Below are 22,551 nucleotides of genomic sequence, written 5' to 3'. Positions count from 1 at the left end.
ACCCGACCATGATTGCAGCGCTCCATCGAACGCCAACGATCCTTGTGTCCCTGACTCTGGCTGTTGGCATCCTGGCATACTGGCTGGCCGGGGCCACCATAGGAATATTGGCGCCGCTCGGTGCGTTCTTCCTCTATGCGCGCGGTTATCTGCTTCGATCACTCTGGGGCGGGCTGATCGCCGCCTTTGCCGGTGCGACGGTCACCGCCGTTTTATATCCTGGCGCCTTACGGGAAGCCGCGCTTTCGCTCGGTGCATCGGTCGCGGTGGCCGCGTGCATCGGCGCGCTCATTGTGCGCGATCCGTCCAGACGAGGCGCCCGGGACGCGGCCGTGCAACGACAAGCGCCGGGGCATCCCAGTGGTCTTGGTGCCATTCCAGATGACGTGGCCGAGGGTGCGATCCACCCGGATGACAGGGCTGCGATCGCACAGGCGGCGGCCTATGCGTTTTGGACGGGCGTGCCGCAGGTGACGAGCTATCGGTTGCGCCAGCCGGACGGCAGATATCGCTGGACCGAGCTCCGTGCCGAGCCGGGCTATGGCGTCAGCGTCGATGTCGACGCCATGGTTTCGAGACCGGATGATCGCTGGACTGTGGCGGAATCGCTTGGCGAGACCGTGCAGGCGGTGCAGGCCGCCAAGGTGATCGAGAGCTTACACGGCAAGGCCTGGGCTTTCGATGCCACTGGGAAGTTCACTTATGTGACCCCTGCTGCCCAGATTGCCATCGACATGGCTCTGGAGGATCTCAATCGCCGTCTCGGCGAGCGGGAATTCATCGATGGCGGTGAGGTCGGCTGGATGCGCGGTGTTCATCCGGACGATGTCGACGCCGCCGCCGCGACCCTGCGCCGTTGCCTGAAGACGGGCGAGCCGTGGAACATCGAATATCGCATGCTGCGCGCGACGGGCCACTATGTCTGGCACCGCATTTCAGCGCGGCCGACACGGGATGCCAAGGAGCGCATCACCGGGTGGTTCGGCACCTCGATCGATATCGACGTTTACAAGAAAACCGAGGCTGCGCTGCGAGAGCGAGAAAAGCATCTCGAACAGCTCATCGACACGGTGCCTGCCATGATCTGGAGCATGTCATCGGAGGGGCGACCCATCTATCTCAACAGGCGGATCATGGAGGTCACCGGCGCCACGCTAGATACCGTCAAGGCGTCGGATGGGTCTCTTTCTCTGAAGAAGATGATTCATCCGAATTTCTGGGAGTTGGCAGAGCAAACCTTCACGAGATCGGTCGTGACGGGCGCGCCGTACAACATCAAGTACCTCCAGCATCGGGCTGGCGGCACCTATCGATGGACGCAAACGCGCGCAGAACCTCTGCGCGACGAAGCCGGTAAGATTATTCGATGGTACGGTGTATCCGTCGATATCCACGATCTGATCACCACCCAGACCGAACTCAATCTCCGAAAGCAGGAATTGACGCGGCTGATCGATCTGGTTCCGAGCTTCCTCTGGCGACTGACCCCGACCGGGGCGCCGAATTTCTTCAACCGCCGCTTCATCGACTTCCTGGGCATTGACGAAGGCGACCTTAAGCAATCGCAGACGGAGCAATACGCAGCCGCCCTGAAGGCTGCGATCCATCCGGACGACGCCAGTCGCGTCTGGGCAGAAATCAAGGACTGTCTGAGCAGCGGTCGGCCCTACGCGATGCGCTATCGCTTGCGACGCCACGATGGTGTGTATCGCTGGATGGACGGGCGCGCGGAACCGCTCCTGGACGACGATGGCAGCATCATCCAGTGGTATGGCCTGTCCCATGACATCGACGACCAACTCCGCGTGGAGGATGCTCTCAGGGAAAGCGAGCGATCGCTGCGTCAGTTGGTGGAGACACTGCCTGCCCTCATCTACTGCGCCGCGCCGAATGGCGAACCGATCTATCGAAGCGAGAAGCTCAGGGAATTTCTTGGCTTCGGACTCGGTGACAAGGACGCAGAGGGCCGGACCCGCCTTGTCGGCACGCTCGAAGCGATCATCCATCCCGATGACCTCCCCGATGTCAAAGAGAAATATGGGCGTTCGCTGGCGACCGGCACGTCCTATGCGATGAAGCACCGCCTCCGGCGGGCGGATGGCGAGTTTCGCTGGGTCGAGACGCGGACCGCGGCGATGCGAAATGCTGAGGGGGAGATCGTTCAATGGAACGGCATCTGCTTCGAGATCGAAGATCAGGTGCGCGCGCAGGAAGCGCTGACATTGACGCAGGAGCGCCTGGCACGCGCAGCGCAGGCTGCGAGCCTGGCAGAGCTCTCCGCCTCGATCGCCCATGAGGTCAACCAACCGCTCGCGGCCGTGGTCGCCAATTCGCACGCATGCCAGCGCTGGCTGACCTCGGACCCGCCCAATCTGGAGCGGGCGCAGAAAACCATCGAACGTATCATCCGGGATGCGAATTCAGCCGCCGATGTCGTCGGCCGGGTCCGTGCCTTGTTCAGGCAGACGGACCAAGCGCGAAACCTCTGCCCGCTCGACGCTATTCTTCATGAGGCTCGGGATCTGATGATGGAAGAAGCGGCCCGGCGTCGCATGCGTATCGACGTCGAGGTCGAGGCTGGTCTTCCGTCGCTGGAGCTGGATCGCATCCAGATCCAGCAGGTCCTGGTCAACCTGATCCGCAACGGCCTCGAAGCGATGGAGCCTGCTCCGCGCGGGGTTCTGCGCGTCCGAACATTGCGCGCCGTCGATTTCGTCAGGACCGAAGTCCGGGACACCGGCATGGGTCTTGGTGCGCCCGATAAGGTCTTCGAAGCCTTCTTCTCAACGAAACCCAATGGGATGGGCATGGGGTTGGCGATATCGCGAACAATCATCGAGACCCATGGTGGGCGACTGTGGGCAGAGAACAACGAGGACGGCGGGGCGGCATTCATCTTCACCCTGCCTGTCGAAGCGAAAGCCAATCATGACCGTTGACGACGCCATCGTGTTCATCGTCGACGACGACGATGCACTCCGGGAGGCCCTGGGTGAGTTGCTGGTGGCGAACGGTGTCCGATCAGTCCCATTCAGCTCCGCAGGCGACTATATCGGCTCGAACAAGCCCGATCACCCGGCCTGCCTGATTCTCGATGTCGAGCTGCCCGATATCAACGGGCTGGAGCTGCAGCGCCAGATCGCGCAGGGAGACCATCCGCCGATCGTCTTCATCACGGGGCATGGCGACATCCCATCATCGGTGCGAGCCATCAAACATGGTGCCGTCGATTTCCTGACTAAGCCGTTCAGCGATACGGCGCTGCTCTCGGCCATCCGCTCGGCGATAGCGCAGGATCGGGAAACAAGGGCCAAACGCGCCGAGCTCACGCTGCTGAAGCAACGCTATCACGAGCTCTCTCCGCGAGAGAGAGAAGTCCTTCCGCTGGTCGTGAGCGGACTGTTGAACAAGCAGGCTGCGGCTGAGCTTGGTATCAGCGAAGTCACCCTTCAGATCCATAGAAGAAACGTGATGCAAAAAATGGCGGCGACATCGCTCGCCGACCTGGTGCGAATTGCGGAGAGGTTGGAAATCCCGATCCAGCATTCGCGCCGGATGGGAGGACTCCAAGCGTGACCAAGCATAAATCTGTCGTGGCCGTCGTCGATGACGATCCGAGATTGCTCGAATCGCTTGAGGAATTGCTTGAGTCAGCTGGTTATGCGGTTCGTAGCTTCTCGTCGGCGGCAGCGCTGATCCAGGCCGGCCTCTCCGGACTGGATCTCCTCATCACCGATGTCGGCATGCCGGGGCTCGACGGCTTCGAACTGCGCGACCTCGTCAATAGGGCACGTCCGGAACTGCCGGTCTTTCTCATCACCGGGCGCCACGAGATCGCCGAGCAGATCAGGGCACGGGCCGTAGAGAGTTTCTTCTGCAAGCCGTTCGATGGCCAAGCCTTACTCGCCGCGATCGCAACGGCATTAACTCAACAGGGACGTGGAAGGTGAACATGATCATTGACAGCTCACTCTCACGGAAATCGGCGCTCTCCTCCAGGCGAGGTGCAGCAGAAGAACAGCAGCCTCTCGTCATCATAGTCGATGACGACGCCTCGGTCCGAGATGCACTGTCCGAGCTGATGGAGTCAGCCAGCTTCGCAGCGGTTTCGTTCAGCTCGACACAGGCACTGCTCGAGACCAGCATGCTCAACCGGCCGGGATGTCTCATTCTCGACGTGCGTATGCCCGGCTTCAGCGGGCTCGACCTCCAGCGTCATCTGACGATGAACGGAAATCCCAAGCCGATCATTTTCCTCACAGCACATGGCGACATCCCGATGACCGTCCAGGCCATGAAAGCAGGCGCGGTGGATTTCCTGACAAAGCCGGTTCGCGACCAGACGCTTCTGGACGCCGTCAATGCGGCGATCGGGGTGGATGCGGCGAGAAGGGCGGAAGCTGCGAAGATCAAGGGATGTGTCGAGCGCTTGCAAACTCTGACGCCACGGGAGCGCGAAGTCATGTGCGAGGTCGCACGGGGGCGCCTCAACAAGCAGATCGCCTTCGACCTCGGCATCAGCGAGGTCACAGTCAAGCTGCACCGGGGCAATCTGATGCGGAAGATGGAAGTTGCCTCACTCGGCGAACTTATCAGGGCGTGGGAGGCTCTACCGGTCGGCATGCGTATGGCGAACGCTGCCTAGCCCTGGCGAGGCTGGAGCACCGGCTCCGGCGCTCCAGAATTCATGGTCATGGCGTGATGCCTCGCCAACGCACCGGAATGGCTGGGCGAACGAAACGGAATGGCGACCTCTTCTGAGATCAGGTCAGCGTGATGCCCCCATCGACGGCCAGGTTGATGCCGGTGATGAATTCCCCGTCGGGGGAGCAGAGAAAGAGAGCCGCCTGTGCCAGCTCTTCCGGCTTGCCCATCCTGCCGAACGGGATCATCCGGGCGGCCTGCTCTTCGACCTGCACCTGCGTTTCCGGAGCGACGCCGAGTTTTCCAATAATCGGCGTATCGGTCGGGCCGGGACTGAGTACGTTCACACGAATGCGCCTGTCCTTAAGTTCCAGTGCCCAATTGCGCGCAAACGCTTCGATTGCCGCCTTGCTGCCAGCGTAGACCGCGTGACCATCCAGCACCTTGCGGCTTGCGATCGAGCTCGTCAGGAGGATCGCGCCGCCATCGCGCAATAGCGGAGCGATCTTCTGAACGCCGAAGAACGTGCCGCGCGCATTGGTGAGGAATTGTGTGTCGTAGTCGGTGGCCGTCACGTTGAAGCTCGGCTGAATGTGGATGCTGCCCGCATTAGCCACATAGATGTCGGCCTGTCCGAAACGAGCGGAGACCAGCGCGGCGACACGTTCGTGCGTGGCGAGGTCGGCAACGTCACCTGCGAGGCCGGTCGCCTGAGGCCCGAGGCTGGCGACGGCTTCGGTCACGGCGTCTCCTCGACGACCGACGATCAGCACCTTCGCACCTGCGGTTATGAACAGGCGCGCTGTCGCGAAGCCGATCCCGCTGTTGCCGCCGGTGATCACGGCGACCTTGTTCGACAATTTTCCCATTTGGACCTCCATTGGTGATCCAGAGTTGGGCCGCTCCTGATTGAAATCAAAATATACCGAAGTCGATATGAACTATACGTTTGAATATAATGAATTGTATTCGAGCGTATTGATCATCGTTTTCACGAAAATTAAAAATCAATACACCTCGAAGAACTGGCGATTATGTGAATATCGCCGCGAATTCGAGTCCAAGATGTCGGGGTCTGACGCCGAATTAGGCGCCCTGAGCACTTTGGTCCGCAACCATTATCTGCGCCCTGGAGGCGCCAATGCTCGACAAAGCACTACCCAGTTCGACCGACCTCAATCGGCGGGATCTCTTGTGCGGCGGCGCCGGCATGGCGGCGATTGGCACGCTTCCACTCCAGTCCTTGGCGCAGCCCGCCACCGTTGCCCCTCACAACAGTAAAAGGAGCCGACGCATGAATTATGTCACGACGCGGGATGGCGTTGAGATTTTCTACAAGGATTGGGGCCCGAAATCGGCCCAGCCGCTGGTCTTTCACCATGGCTGGCCACTCAGCTCGGACGACTGGGACGCCCAGATGCTGTTCTTTCTGGCGCAAGGCTTCCGGGTCGTCGCTCACGACCGGCGCGGACACGGCCGTTCGAGCCAGGTCAGCGAGGGACATGACATGGACCACTACGCGGCCGACGCCGCGGCCGTCGTCGACCATCTCGACCTACGCAATGCGGTGCATATTGGACACTCCACCGGAGGCGGCGAGGCAACGCGCTATGTCGCGCGCCATGGCAGGAGCCGTACTTCTAAGCTCGTTCTCATCGGCGCAGTCCCCCCGATCATGGTCAAGACCGAGCGGAACCCCCGCGGCCTGCCGATCGAAGTCTTCGATGGCCTTCGGAAGAGTCTCGCTGCCAATCGCAGCAAGTTCTACACCGATCTCGCAGCGGGGCCGTTCTACGGATTCAATCGCGCCGGGGTCGAGACGGATGCCAGCGTCGTCCAGAACTGGTGGCGCCAGGGCATGATGGGAGCCGCCAAGGCTCACTACGAGGGCATCAAGGCCTTCTCCGAGACCGATTTCACCGAGGATCTCAAGGTCATCGAGGCTCCGGCTCTCGTCATGCATGGCGATGATGATCAGATCGTCCCGATCGGCGACAGCGCCCCGCTTTCGGCCAAGCTCCTGAAGCGGGCGACCCTGACGATCTACAACAAGTTCCCGCACGGCATGGCGACCACCCATGCGGATACGATCAACAGGGACATCCTCGCCTTCGTCCGAGGGTGACGCTCACGGACGAGGCGGCTGGCGAAGCCGCCTCGTCATGCTTGCAGCCCCCCGATCGGCCTCGGCGGCTCGGACGCTGGTTGGTGAGTCACCGCATACGGAAGCTGCGGCCCGCGAACCGACCGTTCGCTGCCAACTCCTGGAATCCGTCGATCGAGGACCTCGAAAGCCATGTCAGAGATCCAAAAAGACCGTCAAATTCTAGCCGGCGTTGCTGTGCCGGATACCGAACTGGTGGCCAGCGCTCTCGCTTATGCCCGCCGAGCCTGCGAGCCCTACCTGTACAACCACGTTGTGCGCTCCTGGCTTTTCGCGGCTCGCCTAGGGCAGATTCGGAATATCCATCATGACGAGGAAGTCGTCGCTGTCGGGACGCTCCTGCACGATGTCACGCTGAACGAGTGCTTCAACGGGCCGCGCCGGTTCGAGGTCGAGGGCGCCGATCTCGCGCGAAGCTTTGCCCGAGAGAGCGGTGTCGACGAGCGTCGTGCTCAGCTGATTTGGGACAGCGTAGCCCTCAACTCAACACCGTCGATCGGCCTCTACAAGGAGGCTGAGGTTGCACTCTGCACGGCAGGCATCTGCCTCGATGTCGTCGGACTACAATACGACGCGCTCCCGCCGGACGAGGTCCAGCAGATCCTCCTCGCCTATCCGAGACTCGGGATGAAGCGGCTGATGACGCAGTGTTTCTGCCACATCGCCAGAACCCGCCCTGAAACCACCTACGACAATTTCGTGCGTGATTTCGGCGAGCGGCTCGTCTCGGGTTACCGCGCGCCGTCATCGGTCGATTTTGTCGAGCGCGCGCCGTTCGACGAGTGACATGCTCCCGGGCTGGGAACGAGGATATCAAGGAGACGGCGCATGAAGATTGTTGTGGTAGGCGGGACCGGCATGATCGGGTCCAAGCTCGTCGATGCCTTGGCCGGCAGCAGTCTCGAAATCGAGATCGCCTCGCCCTCGCGCGGCGTCGATACGGTCACCGGAGCGGGCCTAGCCGAAGCACTGTCCGGCGCGCAGGTAGTCGTGGACGTCTCCAACTCTCCAACCTTCGATCAGGACGTCGCGCTTGCCTTCTTCCAGGCCTCCGGACGGAACCTGCTCGCTGCCGAGGAGGCCGCGGGCGTCGAGCATCACGTCGCTCTCTCTGCCGTCGGGACCGATCGGCTGCCCGACAGAGGGTATTTCCGAGCCAAGATGATGCAGGAGGTGATCGTGAGAAGCGCAAACGTGCCCCATACGATTGTGAGGTCGACGCCCTTCTTTGAATACATCAACGGAATTGTCGAGACCGCCGCGGAAGGAGACGCGCTTCGCATTTCGCCGGCCCTGATACAGCCCATCGCAGGCGACGATGTCGCGCTGGAGCTGCGCGATGTCGTCCTCGGGCGGGCGCAGAACCGCGAGCTGGAAATCGTGGGGCCGGATCATTTCCGTCTCGACGACCTCGCCCGGCAGATACTGGCCGCGAACGAGGATCCGCGCCCTGTCATTGCCGATCGCCAAGCGCTCTATTTCGGCGCGGTGCTGCGTGATGACAGTCTCATTCCAAGTGGTCATCCACGTTGTGCACGGACGCGGTTCGAGGACTGGCTTCGGCTTTACGTGGCCCAGTCGCTCGCCCCAGCCAATTGAGGCCTGCGGCAGCACCGGCCCGCCGCTCAATCTCGATCTAAACCGCTAGGAAGCGGACGTTCCGAACGTGAGCAATGGGCCAATATCGTCGAGCCGCTCGTCCGGGCGAGTTGCGCCAGGAGCGGAAGCTGGGTATTCGACACGAGCTGACATCCTGCGCTGGTCGTACGGGGCTCCCTCAGTCCCCCGTCACTGTTTGCTGTCGAAGAAATTCTCGCAGGCTGTGGCGACGCGCTCGACGGAAGCGTCGTCCAGGTCGAGATGGGTCACCCAGCGCAATGTGCCGTAACGTCCGCTGACGGCGATGCCGCGGTCGCGGAGGAAGGCGGCGAAAGCGCTGGTATCAAGCGCTTTTGGTGTCATGAACACCATGTTTGTGCGCGCTGGCCCCGCGCCGAGCGCAGGAAAACGGGCCAGCACCTTCGCGAGATCAGCAGCGCGTCGGTGGTCCTCGCCGAGCCGCGCTACGTTGTGCTCCAGAGCATGGATTGCGGCCGCGGCGATCACGCCGGTCTGGCGCATGCCGCCGCCCAGCATTTTCCTGATGCGGCGGGCCTTCTCGATGAAATCCTTCGGGCCCACGAGGATGGAGCCGATCGGCGCTCCCAGTCCCTTCGACAGGCACAGGGATACCGTGTCGAACTGCCCGGCGATCCACGCCGCGTCCCGGTTGCTTGCCGCGGCGGCGTTCATCAGCCGGGCTCCGTCGAGATGGGTCGAAAGGCCACGGGAACGGGCGAGCTGGGTTGCTGCCTCCAGATAGGCATCGGGCAGGACCAGCCCGTTGAAGGTGTTCTCCAGCGCCAGCAGCCGCGTGACAGCGAAGTGGAAATCTTTCGGCTTTATCGCGTTGGCGATGGCGTCGAGAGCGATCGTCCCATCGGGCTCATTGGGGAGGGGTTGCGGCTGGATCGAGCCCAGCACAGCCGCTCCACCGCCTTCCAGCCGATAGGTATGAGCCATCTGGCCGACGAGATACTCATCACCACGACCGCAATGGGCCATCAACCCGGCGAGATTTGCCTGGGTGCCCGTGGGGAAGAAGAGGGCGGCTTCCTTGTCCAACCGCTCCGCGGTCTTGGCTTCCAGGCGCTTGGTCGTCGGGCAATCGTCATAGACCGCGTCGCCCACGTCGGCAGCCGCCATGGCGGCGCGCATGCTTTCACCGGGGCGCGTCACCGTGTCCGAGCGGAAGTCATCTACTATCATCGATCCGATCCTCGCAGGCTGTGCGTTCACCCTATCGGGAGATCAACTGGCCCATCATGCAAAAGTGGGGCGGCGAAGATCGGAGGATGCATCCCGGAATTCTACTTCCGGTACGGTCGCTATTGTCTGCTTCCCGGAAGGAAGAACGGCGCCTACATTCCTTGTTCGCGGCCGACGCCTTAGCAAAAACAAGGGCTTGCGCCCTTAAACGCGTTCAGGATTCGAGCTTCGCCGGAGCCATTCCGCCTGTCACTGGGAAATCCTTAAGCATGCCTTTGGGCAGTGCGCGATGATGCCGACGCCGCTGACGTCTCCGAGCTGCCCGAAGGGGGCTTTATATTTGGCACGCGTCCTTAACACGGGCTTCGGACTTAACGGCCCGTCAGACCTTCGGGGCCGGCAGACATGTGGAATTTTCGAGGGAGACGCCGTCCTCCATCGCGCGAAGCTCGACATAGCGAAGCCGAGTGCTGGCCGTGTTTGGCAAGCCAGTCTCTGCCAGCCACACGAGAAACTCGGCTGGACGGATGGTGACTATCTCAACCGCTCGCCCCAGAGCGAGCAGTTCGCTCATCACTAATAGGGCGCGTTCAAGCCAAACTTCATAGTCGCTCGGCATCAGATCGCGGTCTTGTGCCAGCGCCCAAAGCTGCGCAAAATCCTCGGGCTCGTACCACGGCATGGCCATCGTGTACGCCTCGACCGTCGGGTTCACTGAGTGCCGACCGTCCGCGCCCGGCGCGGAAACTGGGGATACCCACCGACCAAATTGGAGGCGGTTAGCTTGCCTCGCAGTACGGGCTCAAGGGTCTCTCGTCGGAGCAGTTGGTCGGAGTGGGGTCGCTGGAGTTGGCTTTTGCGATCTCCCACGCACAGGGCGACGACCTTCTGATCGGGACGCTGGAACGTCCCGCAGCTCCCGTGGCATCGGCCCCCGCTGCTGAGAATGGTGCCCTGTCCAAGCTGCAGGCAGCGAGCGTGCCCATTGCGGGCCGGCAGGCGGTAAGCCCAGTCCCCGGCCGGCATTGCGGTGACAGCGCCGCTCACGCCGATCGACGCGGCAATTCGCGCGCCGACCACAGGATCGTTTCCGGCGTAGCGGTCGAGAAACAGCGTCAGCCCGGCGCCGCGCAGGACGCCAACCACCTCATATGTGTCCGAATGAAGGGCGATGCGAGGTAACCACGACGTCGTCGTAGCGGCGGCAGGGGCGCCGTGGTCATGCCCCTCATGGGCAACGAGAGGTTCCGCCAAAAGCAGCAAAGCCATCGCGAACGGCGCGAACAGGCGGCGCAGAAGGCCGCAAAAGAACGAAAACATGAAACGAACCCATCAACACGACATGGACGTCCCTGCGGCTCGGCGGAAAGCCGGCCGTCGGTCAGGCGATGTCGGAGGTTCGTGGCGGCCTTGCAGGCAAGCTTGGCATGTGCGCCAAGGCGAGGGTCTCCGGCAGCAAGAAAAGCCGGAACCGGTGTGGGATCCGTGTGGGAAGTGACGTCGCGATCGGTTCGATCACCGCGACAGTGCACATCGTACCGCAGCAAATTCGACCCAAAGCCCCGCTAGGCTGCGAGGTATTCGAGGGACTGGACATACTGATCCGGGTCATCCCGCAGACGATTGCCTCATCGACGGAAAACGAGGCGACTGCTGGGAACTGCCGTACAGCGTCCGTCGAGGTCATCGTGCCTTGAACCGGCGGCTTGGATGTCACGCCGTGCCCGGGGTGCGCAGCGGCGGGCATTGCCCAGGCGAACGCAAGCAAAGCGCCCAGCACGGCCGCCTGCAGCACCTGGGTCAATGCGTCGAACATCCTCACTTTATTCAGCCGTTTCGTTGATGATAACGGACGATGGGCCTTTCCGTATGGGAAGGTCAAGGCACTCAGAGGGATCAGATTGCTTAGCGACGGACGCTTACGCTACAAAGTCCGGCGGCACCCATGGGCACCAGAGATAATAGCAGCCCTCGCAAAGCGCGACGACGGTCACAGGCCCGGCACACTAAAATTCGACCAGGCCTTTTGTGCAGCGCGAATACAAGATGGTTGGTAAGTGGACCTTCAGCCGCCATCTGGCTGCGGGACAAAAGCCGGGATCGAGGGAAGTTGTGACGATCCGAGCGTTGACCGCTTCCCCCGGAAAAGGATGATTCCCGACCTCTCCGCCATCTCTAATCAAAGCGCTGGCGGGATGCGTCAGGAGCGCACTCTAGTTCATCGCCGGAGCCGGACCTCCGGAATGCATCGACGCGAGTTCGGTGGGCAATTCGGTCATCTCTACTGCCGCTATTGAGCTTCCGAAACCGGCTCGCAAAGGAGGAAGCGCACGAGAGCGTTCCGGTCCGGCTGTTCTGGATGTCGAGATTTGGCAGCCCAAACCGCGGCTCTAGCGGCTCAGTTTATGGCCGGCGCGTGCGCGTCTCCTTCAGAAACCGCTGGATCGCCTTGTTCGCCATCTCCCGTGGATCGTCTGTTCCGAGCGCAACAGACGCGACGACGAATTTCATGCGCTGGCTCTGGCGCTCCTGATCTCCAGCCGGCACGCCGTGCTCAACATAGCTCCAAGCTGCTGCCCAGGCCGACTCGGCCCGCGCCATAGCGCCCGGATCTTCAAGAATGGCGAAAGGGTTCGCTTCGTTCGTTCGCATCGATCACTGGCCCCCTATTCAACATGCGGGCCATATAGAAACCGCCCGCTGCACTGTCCGGGCTCCTCTACGCGCGGCTCGCGAAATGGTTCCGCTTCTAAAATTGGCTGAGAAACGGGAGCCACCGGAACCTGAAGCTTCCTGGTCGATTGAATCGCCGCAAGGAGGCCCAAAATGGCAGACGACAAGAAAAATTGCGGCCCGCAAGACCGATCACTCATCAATCTGTGCGAGGACTATGAGGCGCGTTATTGGACCGACAAGTTCGGCGTGTCCCACGCACAGCTTGAAGAAGCGGTTCGTGGAGCTGGCGCTTCTGTTAATGCTGTTGAGGCCGCGCTGCGTCGCAAGACGCTTAGTGGCGGAGCGAAGCATTGAGCGCGACGCACGACACACGCATGGATCCCCTAGATCCGACCGATGGACCCGATTTGGCGCTGCGCATGAATGCAGCTTTTCCAGGTCGCGATTGGGTTGCAATGCTGATGGAGCGTTCAGGGTATCCGCGAGATTATGTCGAGTGGCATCTTCAGGAGGAGATGGTCCCTCCGCAAGCACTGGTATCCGCTGCGAGCGAATTGTTATCAGAGGCCGGAACCTTAATGGCGCAGTGAGCGATACACTGGCGCTGGAACGCTGGCATCGTGCCCCTAGCCAGACGCGACCGTCAAAACGCTATCACTACGACAGCCACGACCAGCTCGATCGTCACCTCCAGGACTTCGTCTCAGCTTACAATTTCGGCCGGCGCCTGAAGACCCTCAAAGGCCTCACGCCCTACGAGTTCATCTGCAAGCGCTGGACTTCAGAGCCGGAACGATTCACCCTCGATCCAATCCACCAAATGCCGGGACTAAACACCTAGCTCGGATCATGGAGGCTAGGGAGGTGGCCAAGTTGTTTTTTGTGTTGAAGCCGTGCAACACCTTCTGTCCCTTGTCGATGTCAGGCTTGACACGCAGCAGTCCAAAAAGACCTATTCAGCTGGAAGGGTGGCCAGCTTTATTCGCCGCATTGCGCTTGGAGCGAGCCGTCGGATCGGCTTGGAAAAATCGGATCCCGCCGTGGCACAGTGGTGGTGAGATAGGCGGAGGTTGGGTTGTCGAAGACCCGAGTCGAGGCGGCAGCGCTAGTTCCCCAATTCGCCTACGGGCCCGACGCCCCTGACCCACGCGATTGGCTCGCAGCCATCATCAATGGTTCGGACGACGCAATTGTCAGCAAGAATCTCAGTGGGATTATTCAAAGTTGGAATGGCGGCGCAACGCGCCTGTTTGGCTACAAACCCGAGGAAATCATCGGTCAATCTGTGACTGTGTTGATACCGCCGGACCGCTTGGACGAAGAACCGATCATTCTGGCTCAGATCCACGCAGGCAAGCGCGTCGATCATTTTGAGACAAAGCGTCGCCGCAAGGATGGCTCTCTGGTCGACATTTCGCTGACCATCTCACCCATTCGCAATGAGCACGGGGACATCGTAGGCGCGTCAAAAATCGCCCGGGACATCACGGAGAGGCTGTTGGCGCAGCAGCAGCAGCAGTTGCTGATGGGTGAAATGCAACACCGGGTGAAGAACCTGTTTGCACTCGCCAACGCAATTGTCTCGCTCAGTGCTCGGTCGAACGCGGAAAAAAGTGAAGTCCTTGCCAGCGTGCAAGACCGCCTTTCCTCGCTCGCACGAGCACACGAACTTATACTGGGTGATCGATCAAGTGGGTCCGACGGGTCGCACGTCACTCTCATCACACTCATTCGAGCGATTCTTGAACCCTACTACGACGACGACCGAATCCGCATTTCTGGTGACGATTGCCAGGTTGGCGGCAAAGCGGCCACGAATCTGGCGCTCCTGCTTCATGAGATGGCAACGAACGCTGCCAAATATGGCGCTCTGTCCGTCGAGAGGGGCCGGCTCCACGTCGAGATTTCGGCAGATGATGCGCAGGTGCGACTTTGCTGGAGAGAAAATGGCGGCCCAGTGCCCCTACTCGCAAGGCCGCCGGGCTTCGGTAGCCGGCTCGAACGCGGTCTAGCGAGTGCTCTAAACGCATCCATTGAGCGCGATTGGCAGCCGACAGGATTGGTCGCGTCAGTCGCGGTGTCAAAAGCGATGCTCGCCATCTGACAAAACGTGGCCTCGGGGCGCAGTATCATCTCCCGCCGTGGACCTAACTTTGCTGGGATCAAGGGCCGTGCCTTAAGAATGGGTGTTGCGTGGTTATGGCTAAAGCACGTCCGACTACTGGTCGGTCTTCGCAATTGGGCTGTGGTAACTGAACTGGCGGCACCGCGGTCTCTCAGACGCGGCAAGATAAACTCGACCGTCGCCAACGCCTCATCTCAGTCTTGTCGTGAATGGCCTCGAACTCCGCCACAATCCAGGTATAGGACGACCGGTCTATAACCAAGCTGAGCAAATAGAAAATAAGACGATCGTTAAAAGTCGAAAGGGTAGCTTTATTACAGGTGCTGCATTCATTATAACGATATCATTATCTCTATCGCATAACCTGTATCTATACTTGTATCTCCGTCGTCAGTGATGAAGCGATATTTAGGCATGCCGCACTCCGTCGTCCCGACCGGTTCTCATCGCTATCTGGAACTGGGTGTCGGCTCGAACAGTTCCGAGCGCCACGCGCCGCGCGAGGGCAGTCATCATTGCTGGAGTGAGATGCTGCGTTTCGCAGGATTTCCGGACGGGGCGAGATGATTTGACCGATCCTCCACCCGATGCCGGCTGCTATGGCCATTCCGGTGATGACGAATAAGGTAAGGCAGGCGAATTCCATCAATAGGCTCCGGCATAGGCAGGAGCTGCTTCAACGCCTGCGATCTGATTTCGTTCGCGATCTGGGAGTCCCTGCCGCGCCATTTTCTTGGCGGGACTGGCCAGAGACAGGACCTCCTACAGCTTGGAAGATGGGGCGCCCGTTCGCCGTGAGGATGAGTGCCATTTTCTGACAGTGAGGACGGGCAAGATGCTGACGTGGTGCGAGAGTAAGCCTTCGATCGAGGTGACCCAAGGGCCAATATGCTCGCCCAGCAACCGGCAGTACGCTGGCCCAGTTTCCTAGGCCACACGAGTTCGGACGTTTAGGCGGTCGATTACGCATCACTTCCACGGCCTCTCCGATGAGCGCCCATTCCGGTCACACCACTTGAGGGGTGCCCATGTCTGAAAAGCAGATGATCGACGTCCTCGTGACCCGCATTGCGCTGCTTGCCGCCTCTATTGACGGCAGGGGTGACATCATTATTGGCCTGATGACGGATTCGGACACCGATATCATGCTGAAGCTCTCGCCGCTCACCCTCGCGAAACTTGAGAATCTGCTCGCCGTAGCGCGTCAGGAGCAAGCGAAGCATCAGCGTAGGCAGTAAAAAAACGACGGGCGCAGCCCGCGCGACGTCGACAGCGGAGTTGCCTATGATCACGCCTGAATTCAATCTGGGATAGAAAACAACGAATTCTTTTTAGAATATATACCGACTGTCCTTCTCAAGGATCGTTCATGCGTCGGGCGGCGAAGCCCTTATTCGGTGACGCCGGGACGGCCAAATTATTCCTCCTCTGAGTTTCATTCCGTTGATCAAAGATACGCCCTTGGCGGGGTAATCACCTATTGGGTGATTTCGAGAGTCGCCAAGGAACTCGGATCCTAGCTGCGCCAGACCAGTAACGTCCGCGTCAATATCAATGTGTCACCCTCGCTCATCGGCCGAGGAGGTGTGTACTAGGCCGACGAACCGCCGGGTCGCGAACGAAAGCAACCGAGGAATGTGCACTTCCACTTAAAACGTGCATTTGATCGATTTGGCTCGGCCTATCTCTTGCCCAGTCGATAACTAATCGTCCTCAAGGCCAATGGAGACATCGCGGCCAGATGTGCAGAGTGGCGGCGGATAGCAGGCTGGGACCGACCCGAAAACGCTGTCCTTGATGGATTGAAATCCGAACAATGACGCCGATCCAAGAGCGTGGGCGCGCACGTCTGATCATGCGACTGCCTGGGTGGCGGGCGCAGTTTGAACGCGCCTCCGGCCCGTCCTTCCTCGACGTGTGCGAGGCCTATGAAGAGGGGTGGGTTGCGCTTGAACGATGGTCAAAGTCGGAGAAGCAGACAAGCAGCGGTATGGTCGCCGAATACCGTGAACTGGTAGCATTGCTGGAACTGGATGCGAAGCTCTACGCGACGTCTTCCGAAGTGGCGCGGTAGCCTCGGCGGCGGGCGAGCCGTGGCAGACATTGCCCCGAAAAACGAGGCCGGGCCTCCTTTCGGAGTGCCGGGCCGATCACCGCGGCGCGGGCGAACGGCCGCTACTGATCTCTTGGCCGACGGGCCGATCGGGGCTGCCGGTACATCCGCGGCTAACTCCTGATCGGCGGTAGAAGAAGGGAGTCGACACATGTCGGTGACTGCCTACTCCCTTCAATGGTCATCTTGGCAGAGAACCATCGCCGCCGTCGCTTGGTAACAAGCGGCGGTAGCCATGCCATAACGAGGTAGCCGCAGCCGAGTTCCGCCGCTGCGAACTCTCATGCAACGAGGGAGATCGAAATCGCTCGATTGCTCGTAACGTTAGATCGTGCTCATCTTCAGCGACAGCGACCAAGCTTGCGACGATATAGGCTAGCTTCGTCCGCACCTGCTCGTCATCGGCATCGGGGACGGTCGATCGTATTTCGGACCAGGCAGCATCAAGCGCGGCTTGCGCGAGGGCGAGGTCGACGGGGTCGCTCAACGATGAGAATGGCATAGCTCCTTCCTCCGCCATGGATACGGGCGAGAATCTATGCCTCTCGACAGCGGAGGCAATATTTTTTGACATAAGAAAATCCCCGCCTGCGCACGCAAGCGGGGTAGTTCGTACAATTCAAAGGGAGACGTTTGGCTAACCGAGACGCGCGGCCAAGGTTCCGCCGGCCGAAACGAAAAAAGCCCGGCTGTCCGTCTCTCTGCCTTTCGGTGATCGCCGGACTGCCGTTCCCTAGATGACGAAGACGATGACGATCGTTTGACCCTTGTCATCGAGGAGGCCGTAGGTGCCGAGCGAGGCGGATTGGACGAGCGTGCGGATGAGGCTGCGAAGCTGCTCATTCATGGGTTACGCTCCCGCGGCTGTCTGAACGGGGATTTCCCCGCAGCGAGCACGGCCTTGTAGGCCTTGACCGCGGCAGTCAGCGCGGTCGCGAGGTTGCTCGGCGGACTGTCGCAGAGGGATTCGACCGCGGCCGAGGCCTGGGCGGCGAGCGCGCGGTCGTTCTCCGGGGCGAACAGCGCGGCGCCATAGCGACGGCGTGAAGGGCACCGCCGTAGCGCCCGAGCTCTTCGCTCGCCTTCACGACCTCGGCGTCATACTTTGTCTCGCCGATGAACTGGCCGGTGCCGGTCGCGATCTGCTTCCGGCCGTCCGATGAGGTCTGGGAAAGCTGGTGGTCGGACTGGCAGCCGGTGAGCGCGAACGCGCCCAAGGCGGCGAGCGCCAGGACGAGACGGTCATGATGATAATCCGGATGAGGTAGCGGCAGGCCCGGCCGCGGCGGGTTTCATCCTTCAAATGAAGGGTGTGGGACGCTCATTGCGCGCCGAAAAGTAAGCGCGCGGCAGCTTGGGGCTGACAAAATGAAGGGAACGATGCGACTGTCGCTCGCGATTCAGCGGGCACGGATGAAACATGCGCTGGCCAAAGCAAAAAAGCTTCGCGAGGCCCGATTCCCGAAGCCAAGGCTCGTTACGGGCGAGGGGCACCTTGCTCCCTCGCGGATGGCAGAGGAGGCTCAAGCGGTGAGCTTGATCGGGCCGGCATCGGTCGAGCGCGCCTTTGGCAAGCGCACATCGTAAGTGATGTCGCGGCCGAGATTGCGCCGCACTCCTCGCGCGTGATCGTCAGACCTCAATACGGAATTGGGACGCCCGCGGCGGCCGTATGGCCGATGCCGATCGTCCAGAGGTCGACGCTGTCGAGAAGGGCTTCAGCTTGCGAGCCTCGCGGCCGATTAGCGCTTCCAGACCAATCGCCGACATCGACTGCCGAGGAGGAGCCGGGATCACAGCGAGGTCGAGCTTGGAACCTGCAGTGCGTTTATCGTCTCCGGGCCAGTAATGCCATCGGGATAAAGCCCGGTTACACGCTGGAAGGCGATGATAGCTTTTTTAGTCTTCGGCCCCGGCTTGCCGTCAACGACAAGCGAACAGCCCAGCGCCCCCAACGCTGCTTGCACGTCGCGAGTGTTCATGGTGGTATACCCTGGATAGCTGCTTAGGCAGCTGGTTGCGTTGGAGACGTCAGATGCTATTCAACAGCAATGCCAAAGGCGTTCTGCTTCGCACGGCAGTCGTGGTCGCGCTTGGAACCTTGGCCGTGTTGCCGGCGCTACTACTCCGATAGGGGGCATACGGGCCGTAGCGGCCGGGCCTCGCGTGGGATACGCGCGTCCGATGGCATCTCTGCATGCGCTGTGCGAGCGAGGCCTCGACGGGGCGAGTAGCGATTATCATCGCGGGAGAAACGGGACCGGTCCAGCTTCCCGGAGAAAATCCTTGTGGTTTTGACACTCGCCGGCGCCGCCGCATGTGGCCTTTATACTCTTCGCAAGTTGGTCGTTTGACTGATCGTACCGACGCTGATGGCTATGATACAAGGCGCACCAGAGACATCGTACCAAACGACGGACGAGAAGCGTCGGGATAAGGAAATGGTCGGCTCCGAGCGAGGCGTCCGCATTACCTCCCTCGCTCTGACCATCGATATTCTCACCACCCAAACAGCCTGGCCTGCCGCTATAGGCTATGGCCTTTGGTGGCTCATCGACTGAAGAAAGAACCCGTCGGCGCGATCAGGCCCGCTGGGTAGCGGTCGTGTCCATGTAATGCGCCGGAGGCGCGAGACAGCCTGTCGCACTAACGACGACGGACCAATTCGATGGCCGTTTGGCGCGCGATACTAAGAACGGGACGACAACCAGTAGGATTGCGATGGTGCGATAAAAACATCCCGCGCTCCGATAACCCCGAGAAGCAGGACTGGCTCATGTGGAAATGGCGCGTGTTCACGATGCTCGCGGCTTCGAGCATGCTCGCCTGCGCCGCAGCTTATTGGGCTGTCGCTCGGTTATGGCGGCTGGGCTTCGGCTGCGCGCATCGGAGCTGGTCCGACGAGCGCGGCCTTGCGTTGATTGCTCACCGGGGCCACTGCTTCGACAGTCCCCATTTTGCCAATTATCCCTAAGATGTGCTGCCTACGGTTAGAGCCAAAAGGCGCGAAGTCCGAAGAGCAGTGACGTGACCAAGAGGCGAGCAGGATTTGCAAGGTATTGGCTACGCTGTCCCGATCAGCGGCCGTTTTTGACGCCGGATCGTCGTGAGGCTCTTTCCAAATGCTTTGAAGCTTATGAGCTGGCATGCTCCGCGGCATTGCTCTCGGAAAAATCGGTGGCGCGAGATGCCCCGAAAATTGCCGAAGAATACCGCCGTTTGATTAGTGAGCTCGAAGACGAAATCACAACTGCGCTTAGGGCTCGTCCTAAACCTTAACTGCTCGCGCAGCCACGAAGCCCGATGTCCGGAATGAGGAGAGATTCGTAAAGCCGGCGAGCCAGACGACAAAGCACCGCAGACCAATAGATCGGATCGAATTGCATTAGCGGTCACGATTTTATTACTGGCGGCGGCAGCGATTGTCGGTTTGGCACTGATCGCCGACTGGACTTTACCGGTTAGGCTCTTCCCTCTACCAGACACATCACCTCGCCGCCGGCCGACCGGTGAGGTCCCCAGACGATGCAGTTGTGCTGATGAGCGAGCCAGACGAACTGCAGAGGCAAGCCCAGCCGGATAGTCCGATCAGGGATCAGCCCTGCATCCTCGATCGTCTTGTAGGTCACTGGGATGGGCTCGCCCCGGCGTGCGGATCTAAACGCAGCGAGGAGCGCTTCCATCGCTCTCGAAGGAGGCTGAGCAAACTGAGCCATAACTCGATTTTGGCAGCTTTACGTTAAGAATGCGCTCCGCTGATCTGGAAGATGCGCGAGACCGTTCGTCAAAGCGCCACACGACCGGGCATTCGCGCTGTCGCCCTCGGCTGCGTTGCGTAGATCGATGCTGCCCCAGAACCCGGCACGCGAACCGCTCCGACACGCCGAACTTCATCATGGCGTGGTCGATGCAGCTACGGCGCCGGGCGGGGCTTAGTATCAGATTGAGCGAGAACGTGCTGTATAAGAGCGCGTATCGCACATGGCGGCTTAGCTATTAGGCGCCTCAAATCGTTACGCCATTACGGCATGCGATCTATTTGTGCATGGACATATTTCCGTAAACAATTATCGACCAGCATCTATTCATGTTTTTATTACAGCAAATAGCAATCTCGACACCGTACCTAATAGCCCTAAACTGCCTATTGTACGGCGCCTATCGCATTGGCGGTAGCCCGCACATTCAAAGATCGGCGTGATGGCGATACGGCTGCACGGAGCGGATCACCTATAGGCACACCCGGCGCAGAACTCGTCGTCATCAAAGACGCCGGACATTTGGTGCCCCTAGAAGCACCTGACCAGCTCGCCTGCATTGTCGGGTCATGGACTGATAGAATGATCTGACGTCGACTACCCACGACTCATCCCGGCGTGCGCTCGCACTACGGCGCTCCGTCAGCCGTGCGCCAACGGACTAAGCTGTTCTCGCGGCAGTTGCAGCGTGTGGGGCGCGCGTCGGGGATCATGATTTGGGGACGGCCGTGCCGTCTGAGGATCAGGGGGGTTCACCTCACTCAGACGGCAGCTTCGCGTGTCAGCGCATACGAGTTAGCACGTGCTGGGTCGCGAACGCATCGAGCGCGGCCATGATCGGGTGAGTCGTCGATGAAGTAGGCGTAGACCCCTGACATCCGCGACCAAGGACGATCGTGCCAACTTAACCGTAATTGGAGATCTTGAGCCAGTTGCATTGCCCGGCCCCGCAAACACGTTACTATTCCGTTAAGGACTTCATCGAGTTGCCTCGCGGATCAAGCCCAGCCGCGCGTCTGCAATCCAGAGACGGGCTTTGACACAGGTGAAGTCATGAATACGCCGCTCGCACTCCCTGTGGCCGCCCTCATGGGATTCGCCAGTCTCGTCTTCACCACCAGTGACGCCGAAGCCCAGCGCCGTGGTGTCGGTGCAGGTGGTGGTTACCGTGGTGGTGCCGTGGGTGTTGGTTCTCGCGCTGGATACCGTGGCGCTGCTGTTGGCGGTGGCTATCGAGGTGGATATGGCGGAGCGTACCGTGCCGGATACCGTGGGGCCTACCGGGGGGCGGCATACCGTGGCGGTTACTACGGCAATCGTTACTACGGTGGCCGGGCGCTCCCAGCAGGCGTCGGTCTTGCAGAAGGTGCTGCATATTACGGCAACGGTTATGGCTACGGGTCCGGCTATGGCTACGCCGCGCCCGCCGCCTACGGTTCTGGCTATGCCGCTCCCGCTGCCTACGGCTACAATTTCAATGGCGCCTATAGCGACGGTCCCTATGCCACCAACACCTATTCCGGCTGTGCATGTTCCGATCGGGGAAGCGCGAGCCTCTATCCGCAGCCCGTCTACTACGGCACGCCGGCCTCAACTTACTATGGCGGGAGCGGCTATTATGGCGGCGGCTTCTATGGCCGACCTGTCGTTCGTGCGGGCATTCGCCGCGCCGCATACTACAATGACCGACCAGTTGTTGGTCACTACGGTAGGGGCTGGTAGATCACCAGCACGTGTGGGGCGTCAGCGCACGGGCCGCGGTCCTTATAAGCCACCGTCCGAGCAAATGAGCGTAGGCTCGGCGATGGAACGCTGGTGATATGCTCCCAGCATGCGAGCGCGGTAGGAGGTTCGACCGCGATGTCGAGCCTCTGGTAAGCTTGCCATCAATCGCGTCGGAGACGATGTCGCAACGCTGCAACTCGACCGTGATTGCGGCCTAGATCAGGAGCGCATCGACCTCCAGTAGCTTCTCGGCCAGCTTGACGAGGGCGTCTTGCAGCAGCCCGCAATGGCCTTCCTCCATCGTCTCTTGGAGCGCGAACGAGAGGCCAGCCCGCAGTCGCTGGGGCTCGGTCTTTCCCATTCCGAGTTTCGCTGCGATTGAGTCCGCCGTGCGAAAGCCGATGCCCCGAATGTCGCGGGCAAGCCGATAAGGGTCATCGGTCATCACAGCGATGGCGTCATAAGCGTAGGTCTTGAAGATGCGGATTGCCCGTGCCGTGCCGACGCCGTGGGCGTGCAGAAAGATCATGATCTCCCG

General features: G+C 60.6%; 21 protein-coding genes and 4 pseudogenes. 17 read left to right on the top strand and 8 right to left on the bottom strand.

All coding sequences use genetic code 11. The features are described from left to right. Positions 1-8 precede the first annotated feature (8 nt). The 5 genes and pseudogenes from AC2FAN_RS26545 to AC2FAN_RS26525 all read left to right on the top strand — a co-directional run. Positions 9-1,019: pseudogene (locus tag AC2FAN_RS26545) on the top strand (PAS domain-containing protein); the annotation flags it as partial. Then, entirely contained in the window at positions 993-2,939 is a 1,947-nt protein-coding gene (locus AC2FAN_RS26540; protein WP_485177004.1) for a PAS domain-containing protein, read from the top strand. The pseudogene AC2FAN_RS26545 and the gene AC2FAN_RS26540, both read left to right, overlap by 27 nt. Then, entirely contained in the window at positions 2,929-3,576 is a 648-nt protein-coding gene (locus AC2FAN_RS26535; protein ID WP_485176989.1) for a response regulator transcription factor, read from the top strand. The genes AC2FAN_RS26540 and AC2FAN_RS26535 overlap by 11 nt, the downstream gene beginning before the upstream one ends. Next, positions 3,573-3,950, top strand: a complete 378-nt coding sequence (locus AC2FAN_RS26530; RefSeq protein WP_265055346.1) for a response regulator — start codon at positions 3,573-3,575, stop codon at positions 3,948-3,950. The genes AC2FAN_RS26535 and AC2FAN_RS26530 overlap by 4 nt, the downstream gene beginning before the upstream one ends. Positions 3,951-3,952: 2 nt before the next feature. Next, on the top strand, positions 3,953-4,645 hold the full coding sequence (locus tag AC2FAN_RS26525) for a response regulator transcription factor (protein WP_265055347.1): 693 nt from the start codon (positions 3,953-3,955) through the stop codon (positions 4,643-4,645). Positions 4,646-4,763: 118 nt separating this feature from the next. On the opposite strand, the gene AC2FAN_RS26520 is transcribed toward AC2FAN_RS26525, so the two are convergent. Further along, the gene (locus AC2FAN_RS26520) at positions 4,764-5,513 is read right to left on the bottom strand and encodes an SDR family NAD(P)-dependent oxidoreductase (RefSeq protein ID WP_476808006.1); all 750 of its coding nucleotides are present in this window, start codon (positions 5,511-5,513) and stop codon (positions 4,764-4,766) included. 67 nt (positions 5,514-5,580) lie between these two features. Between AC2FAN_RS26520 and AC2FAN_RS26515 the strand changes: the two genes are divergently transcribed. The 4 genes from AC2FAN_RS26515 to AC2FAN_RS26500 all read left to right on the top strand — a co-directional run bounded on the left by AC2FAN_RS26515 (position 5,581) and on the right by AC2FAN_RS26500 (position 8,407). After that, positions 5,581-5,925: a hypothetical protein gene (locus AC2FAN_RS26515; RefSeq protein ID WP_485176988.1), complete on the top strand. Its 345-nt coding sequence runs from the start codon at positions 5,581-5,583 to the stop codon at positions 5,923-5,925. Between the two features lie 13 nt (positions 5,926-5,938). Next, entirely contained in the window at positions 5,939-6,769 is an 831-nt protein-coding gene (locus AC2FAN_RS26510; protein ID WP_476808005.1) for an alpha/beta fold hydrolase, read from the top strand. 171 nt (positions 6,770-6,940) lie between these two features. After that, positions 6,941-7,594, top strand: a complete 654-nt coding sequence (locus AC2FAN_RS26505; RefSeq protein ID WP_265055351.1) for an HD domain-containing protein — start codon at positions 6,941-6,943, stop codon at positions 7,592-7,594. A gap of 42 nt (positions 7,595-7,636) precedes the next feature. After that, a complete protein-coding gene (locus AC2FAN_RS26500; protein WP_485176987.1) occupies positions 7,637-8,407 on the top strand; it encodes an SDR family oxidoreductase in 771 nt (256 codons plus the stop codon). A 189-nt stretch (positions 8,408-8,596) separates the two neighbouring features. Here the strand turns inward: AC2FAN_RS26500 and ltaE are convergent, their stop codons facing one another. The 4 genes from ltaE to AC2FAN_RS26480 form a co-directional block, all read right to left on the bottom strand. Next, on the bottom strand, positions 8,597-9,616 hold the full coding sequence (gene ltaE, locus AC2FAN_RS26495; protein WP_485176986.1) for a low-specificity L-threonine aldolase: 1,020 nt from the start codon (positions 9,614-9,616) through the stop codon (positions 8,597-8,599). Positions 9,617-9,998: 382 nt separating this feature from the next. After that, positions 9,999-10,304 (bottom strand): hypothetical protein, encoded by a 306-nt coding sequence (locus tag AC2FAN_RS26490; protein ID WP_485176985.1) that lies wholly within the window; start codon positions 10,302-10,304, stop codon positions 9,999-10,001. Between the two features lie 23 nt (positions 10,305-10,327). Further along, on the bottom strand, positions 10,328-10,936 hold the full coding sequence (locus AC2FAN_RS26485; RefSeq protein WP_485176984.1) for a hypothetical protein: 609 nt from the start codon (positions 10,934-10,936) through the stop codon (positions 10,328-10,330). Positions 10,937-12,019: 1,083 nt separating this feature from the next. Next, positions 12,020-12,268 carry a hypothetical protein gene (locus AC2FAN_RS26480; RefSeq protein ID WP_265055356.1) on the bottom strand — a complete coding sequence of 83 codons (249 nt, stop codon included), beginning with the start codon at positions 12,266-12,268 and terminating at the stop codon, positions 12,020-12,022. A gap of 174 nt (positions 12,269-12,442) precedes the next feature. Between AC2FAN_RS26480 and AC2FAN_RS26475 the strand changes: the two genes are divergently transcribed. From AC2FAN_RS26475 to AC2FAN_RS26445, 7 genes and pseudogenes are all read left to right on the top strand, one after another. After that, positions 12,443-12,646: a DUF3606 domain-containing protein gene (locus tag AC2FAN_RS26475; RefSeq protein ID WP_265055357.1), complete on the top strand. Its 204-nt coding sequence runs from the start codon at positions 12,443-12,445 to the stop codon at positions 12,644-12,646. Between the two features lie 20 nt (positions 12,647-12,666). Beyond that, complete coding sequence (locus AC2FAN_RS26470; protein ID WP_485176983.1) at positions 12,667-12,882, top strand: hypothetical protein; 216 nt, start codon at positions 12,667-12,669, stop codon at positions 12,880-12,882. Positions 12,883-12,938: 56 nt separating this feature from the next. Further along, a pseudogene (locus tag AC2FAN_RS26465) lies at positions 12,939-13,133 on the top strand (IS3 family transposase); the annotation flags it as partial. 234 nt (positions 13,134-13,367) lie between these two features. After that, positions 13,368-14,396, top strand: a complete 1,029-nt coding sequence (locus AC2FAN_RS26460) for a PAS domain S-box protein (RefSeq protein ID WP_485176982.1) — start codon at positions 13,368-13,370, stop codon at positions 14,394-14,396. A gap of 1,049 nt (positions 14,397-15,445) precedes the next feature. Continuing rightward, positions 15,446-15,655, top strand: coding sequence for a hypothetical protein (locus AC2FAN_RS26455; protein WP_485176981.1), 210 nt, complete (start codon positions 15,446-15,448; stop codon positions 15,653-15,655). Between the two features lie 578 nt (positions 15,656-16,233). Next, positions 16,234-16,491, top strand: coding sequence for a hypothetical protein (locus AC2FAN_RS26450; protein WP_485176980.1), 258 nt, complete (start codon positions 16,234-16,236; stop codon positions 16,489-16,491). 1,407 nt (positions 16,492-17,898) lie between these two features. Then, positions 17,899-18,117, top strand: coding sequence for a hypothetical protein (locus AC2FAN_RS26445; RefSeq protein ID WP_485176979.1), 219 nt, complete (start codon positions 17,899-17,901; stop codon positions 18,115-18,117). 206 nt (positions 18,118-18,323) lie between these two features. On the opposite strand, the gene AC2FAN_RS26440 is transcribed toward AC2FAN_RS26445, so the two are convergent. Together AC2FAN_RS26440 and AC2FAN_RS26435 are read right to left on the bottom strand one after the other, a co-directional pair. Then, the gene (locus tag AC2FAN_RS26440) at positions 18,324-18,512 is read right to left on the bottom strand and encodes a peptidoglycan-binding domain-containing protein (RefSeq protein WP_265055363.1); all 189 of its coding nucleotides are present in this window, start codon (positions 18,510-18,512) and stop codon (positions 18,324-18,326) included. A 1,846-nt stretch (positions 18,513-20,358) separates the two neighbouring features. Next, positions 20,359-20,469: pseudogene (locus AC2FAN_RS26435) on the bottom strand (IS3 family transposase); the annotation flags it as partial. A gap of 872 nt (positions 20,470-21,341) precedes the next feature. Here AC2FAN_RS26435 and AC2FAN_RS26430 point away from each other — a divergent pair. Then, complete coding sequence (locus AC2FAN_RS26430) at positions 21,342-22,010, top strand: hypothetical protein (protein ID WP_485176978.1); 669 nt, start codon at positions 21,342-21,344, stop codon at positions 22,008-22,010. A gap of 235 nt (positions 22,011-22,245) precedes the next feature. Here the strand turns inward: AC2FAN_RS26430 and AC2FAN_RS26425 are convergent. Beyond that, positions 22,246-22,551: pseudogene (locus AC2FAN_RS26425) on the bottom strand (helix-hairpin-helix domain-containing protein); the annotation flags it as partial.

Source organism: Allobosea sp. RIT-PG3_2, from assembly GCF_057321085.1.
This window is presented reverse-complemented; position numbering and strand designations above follow the sequence as displayed.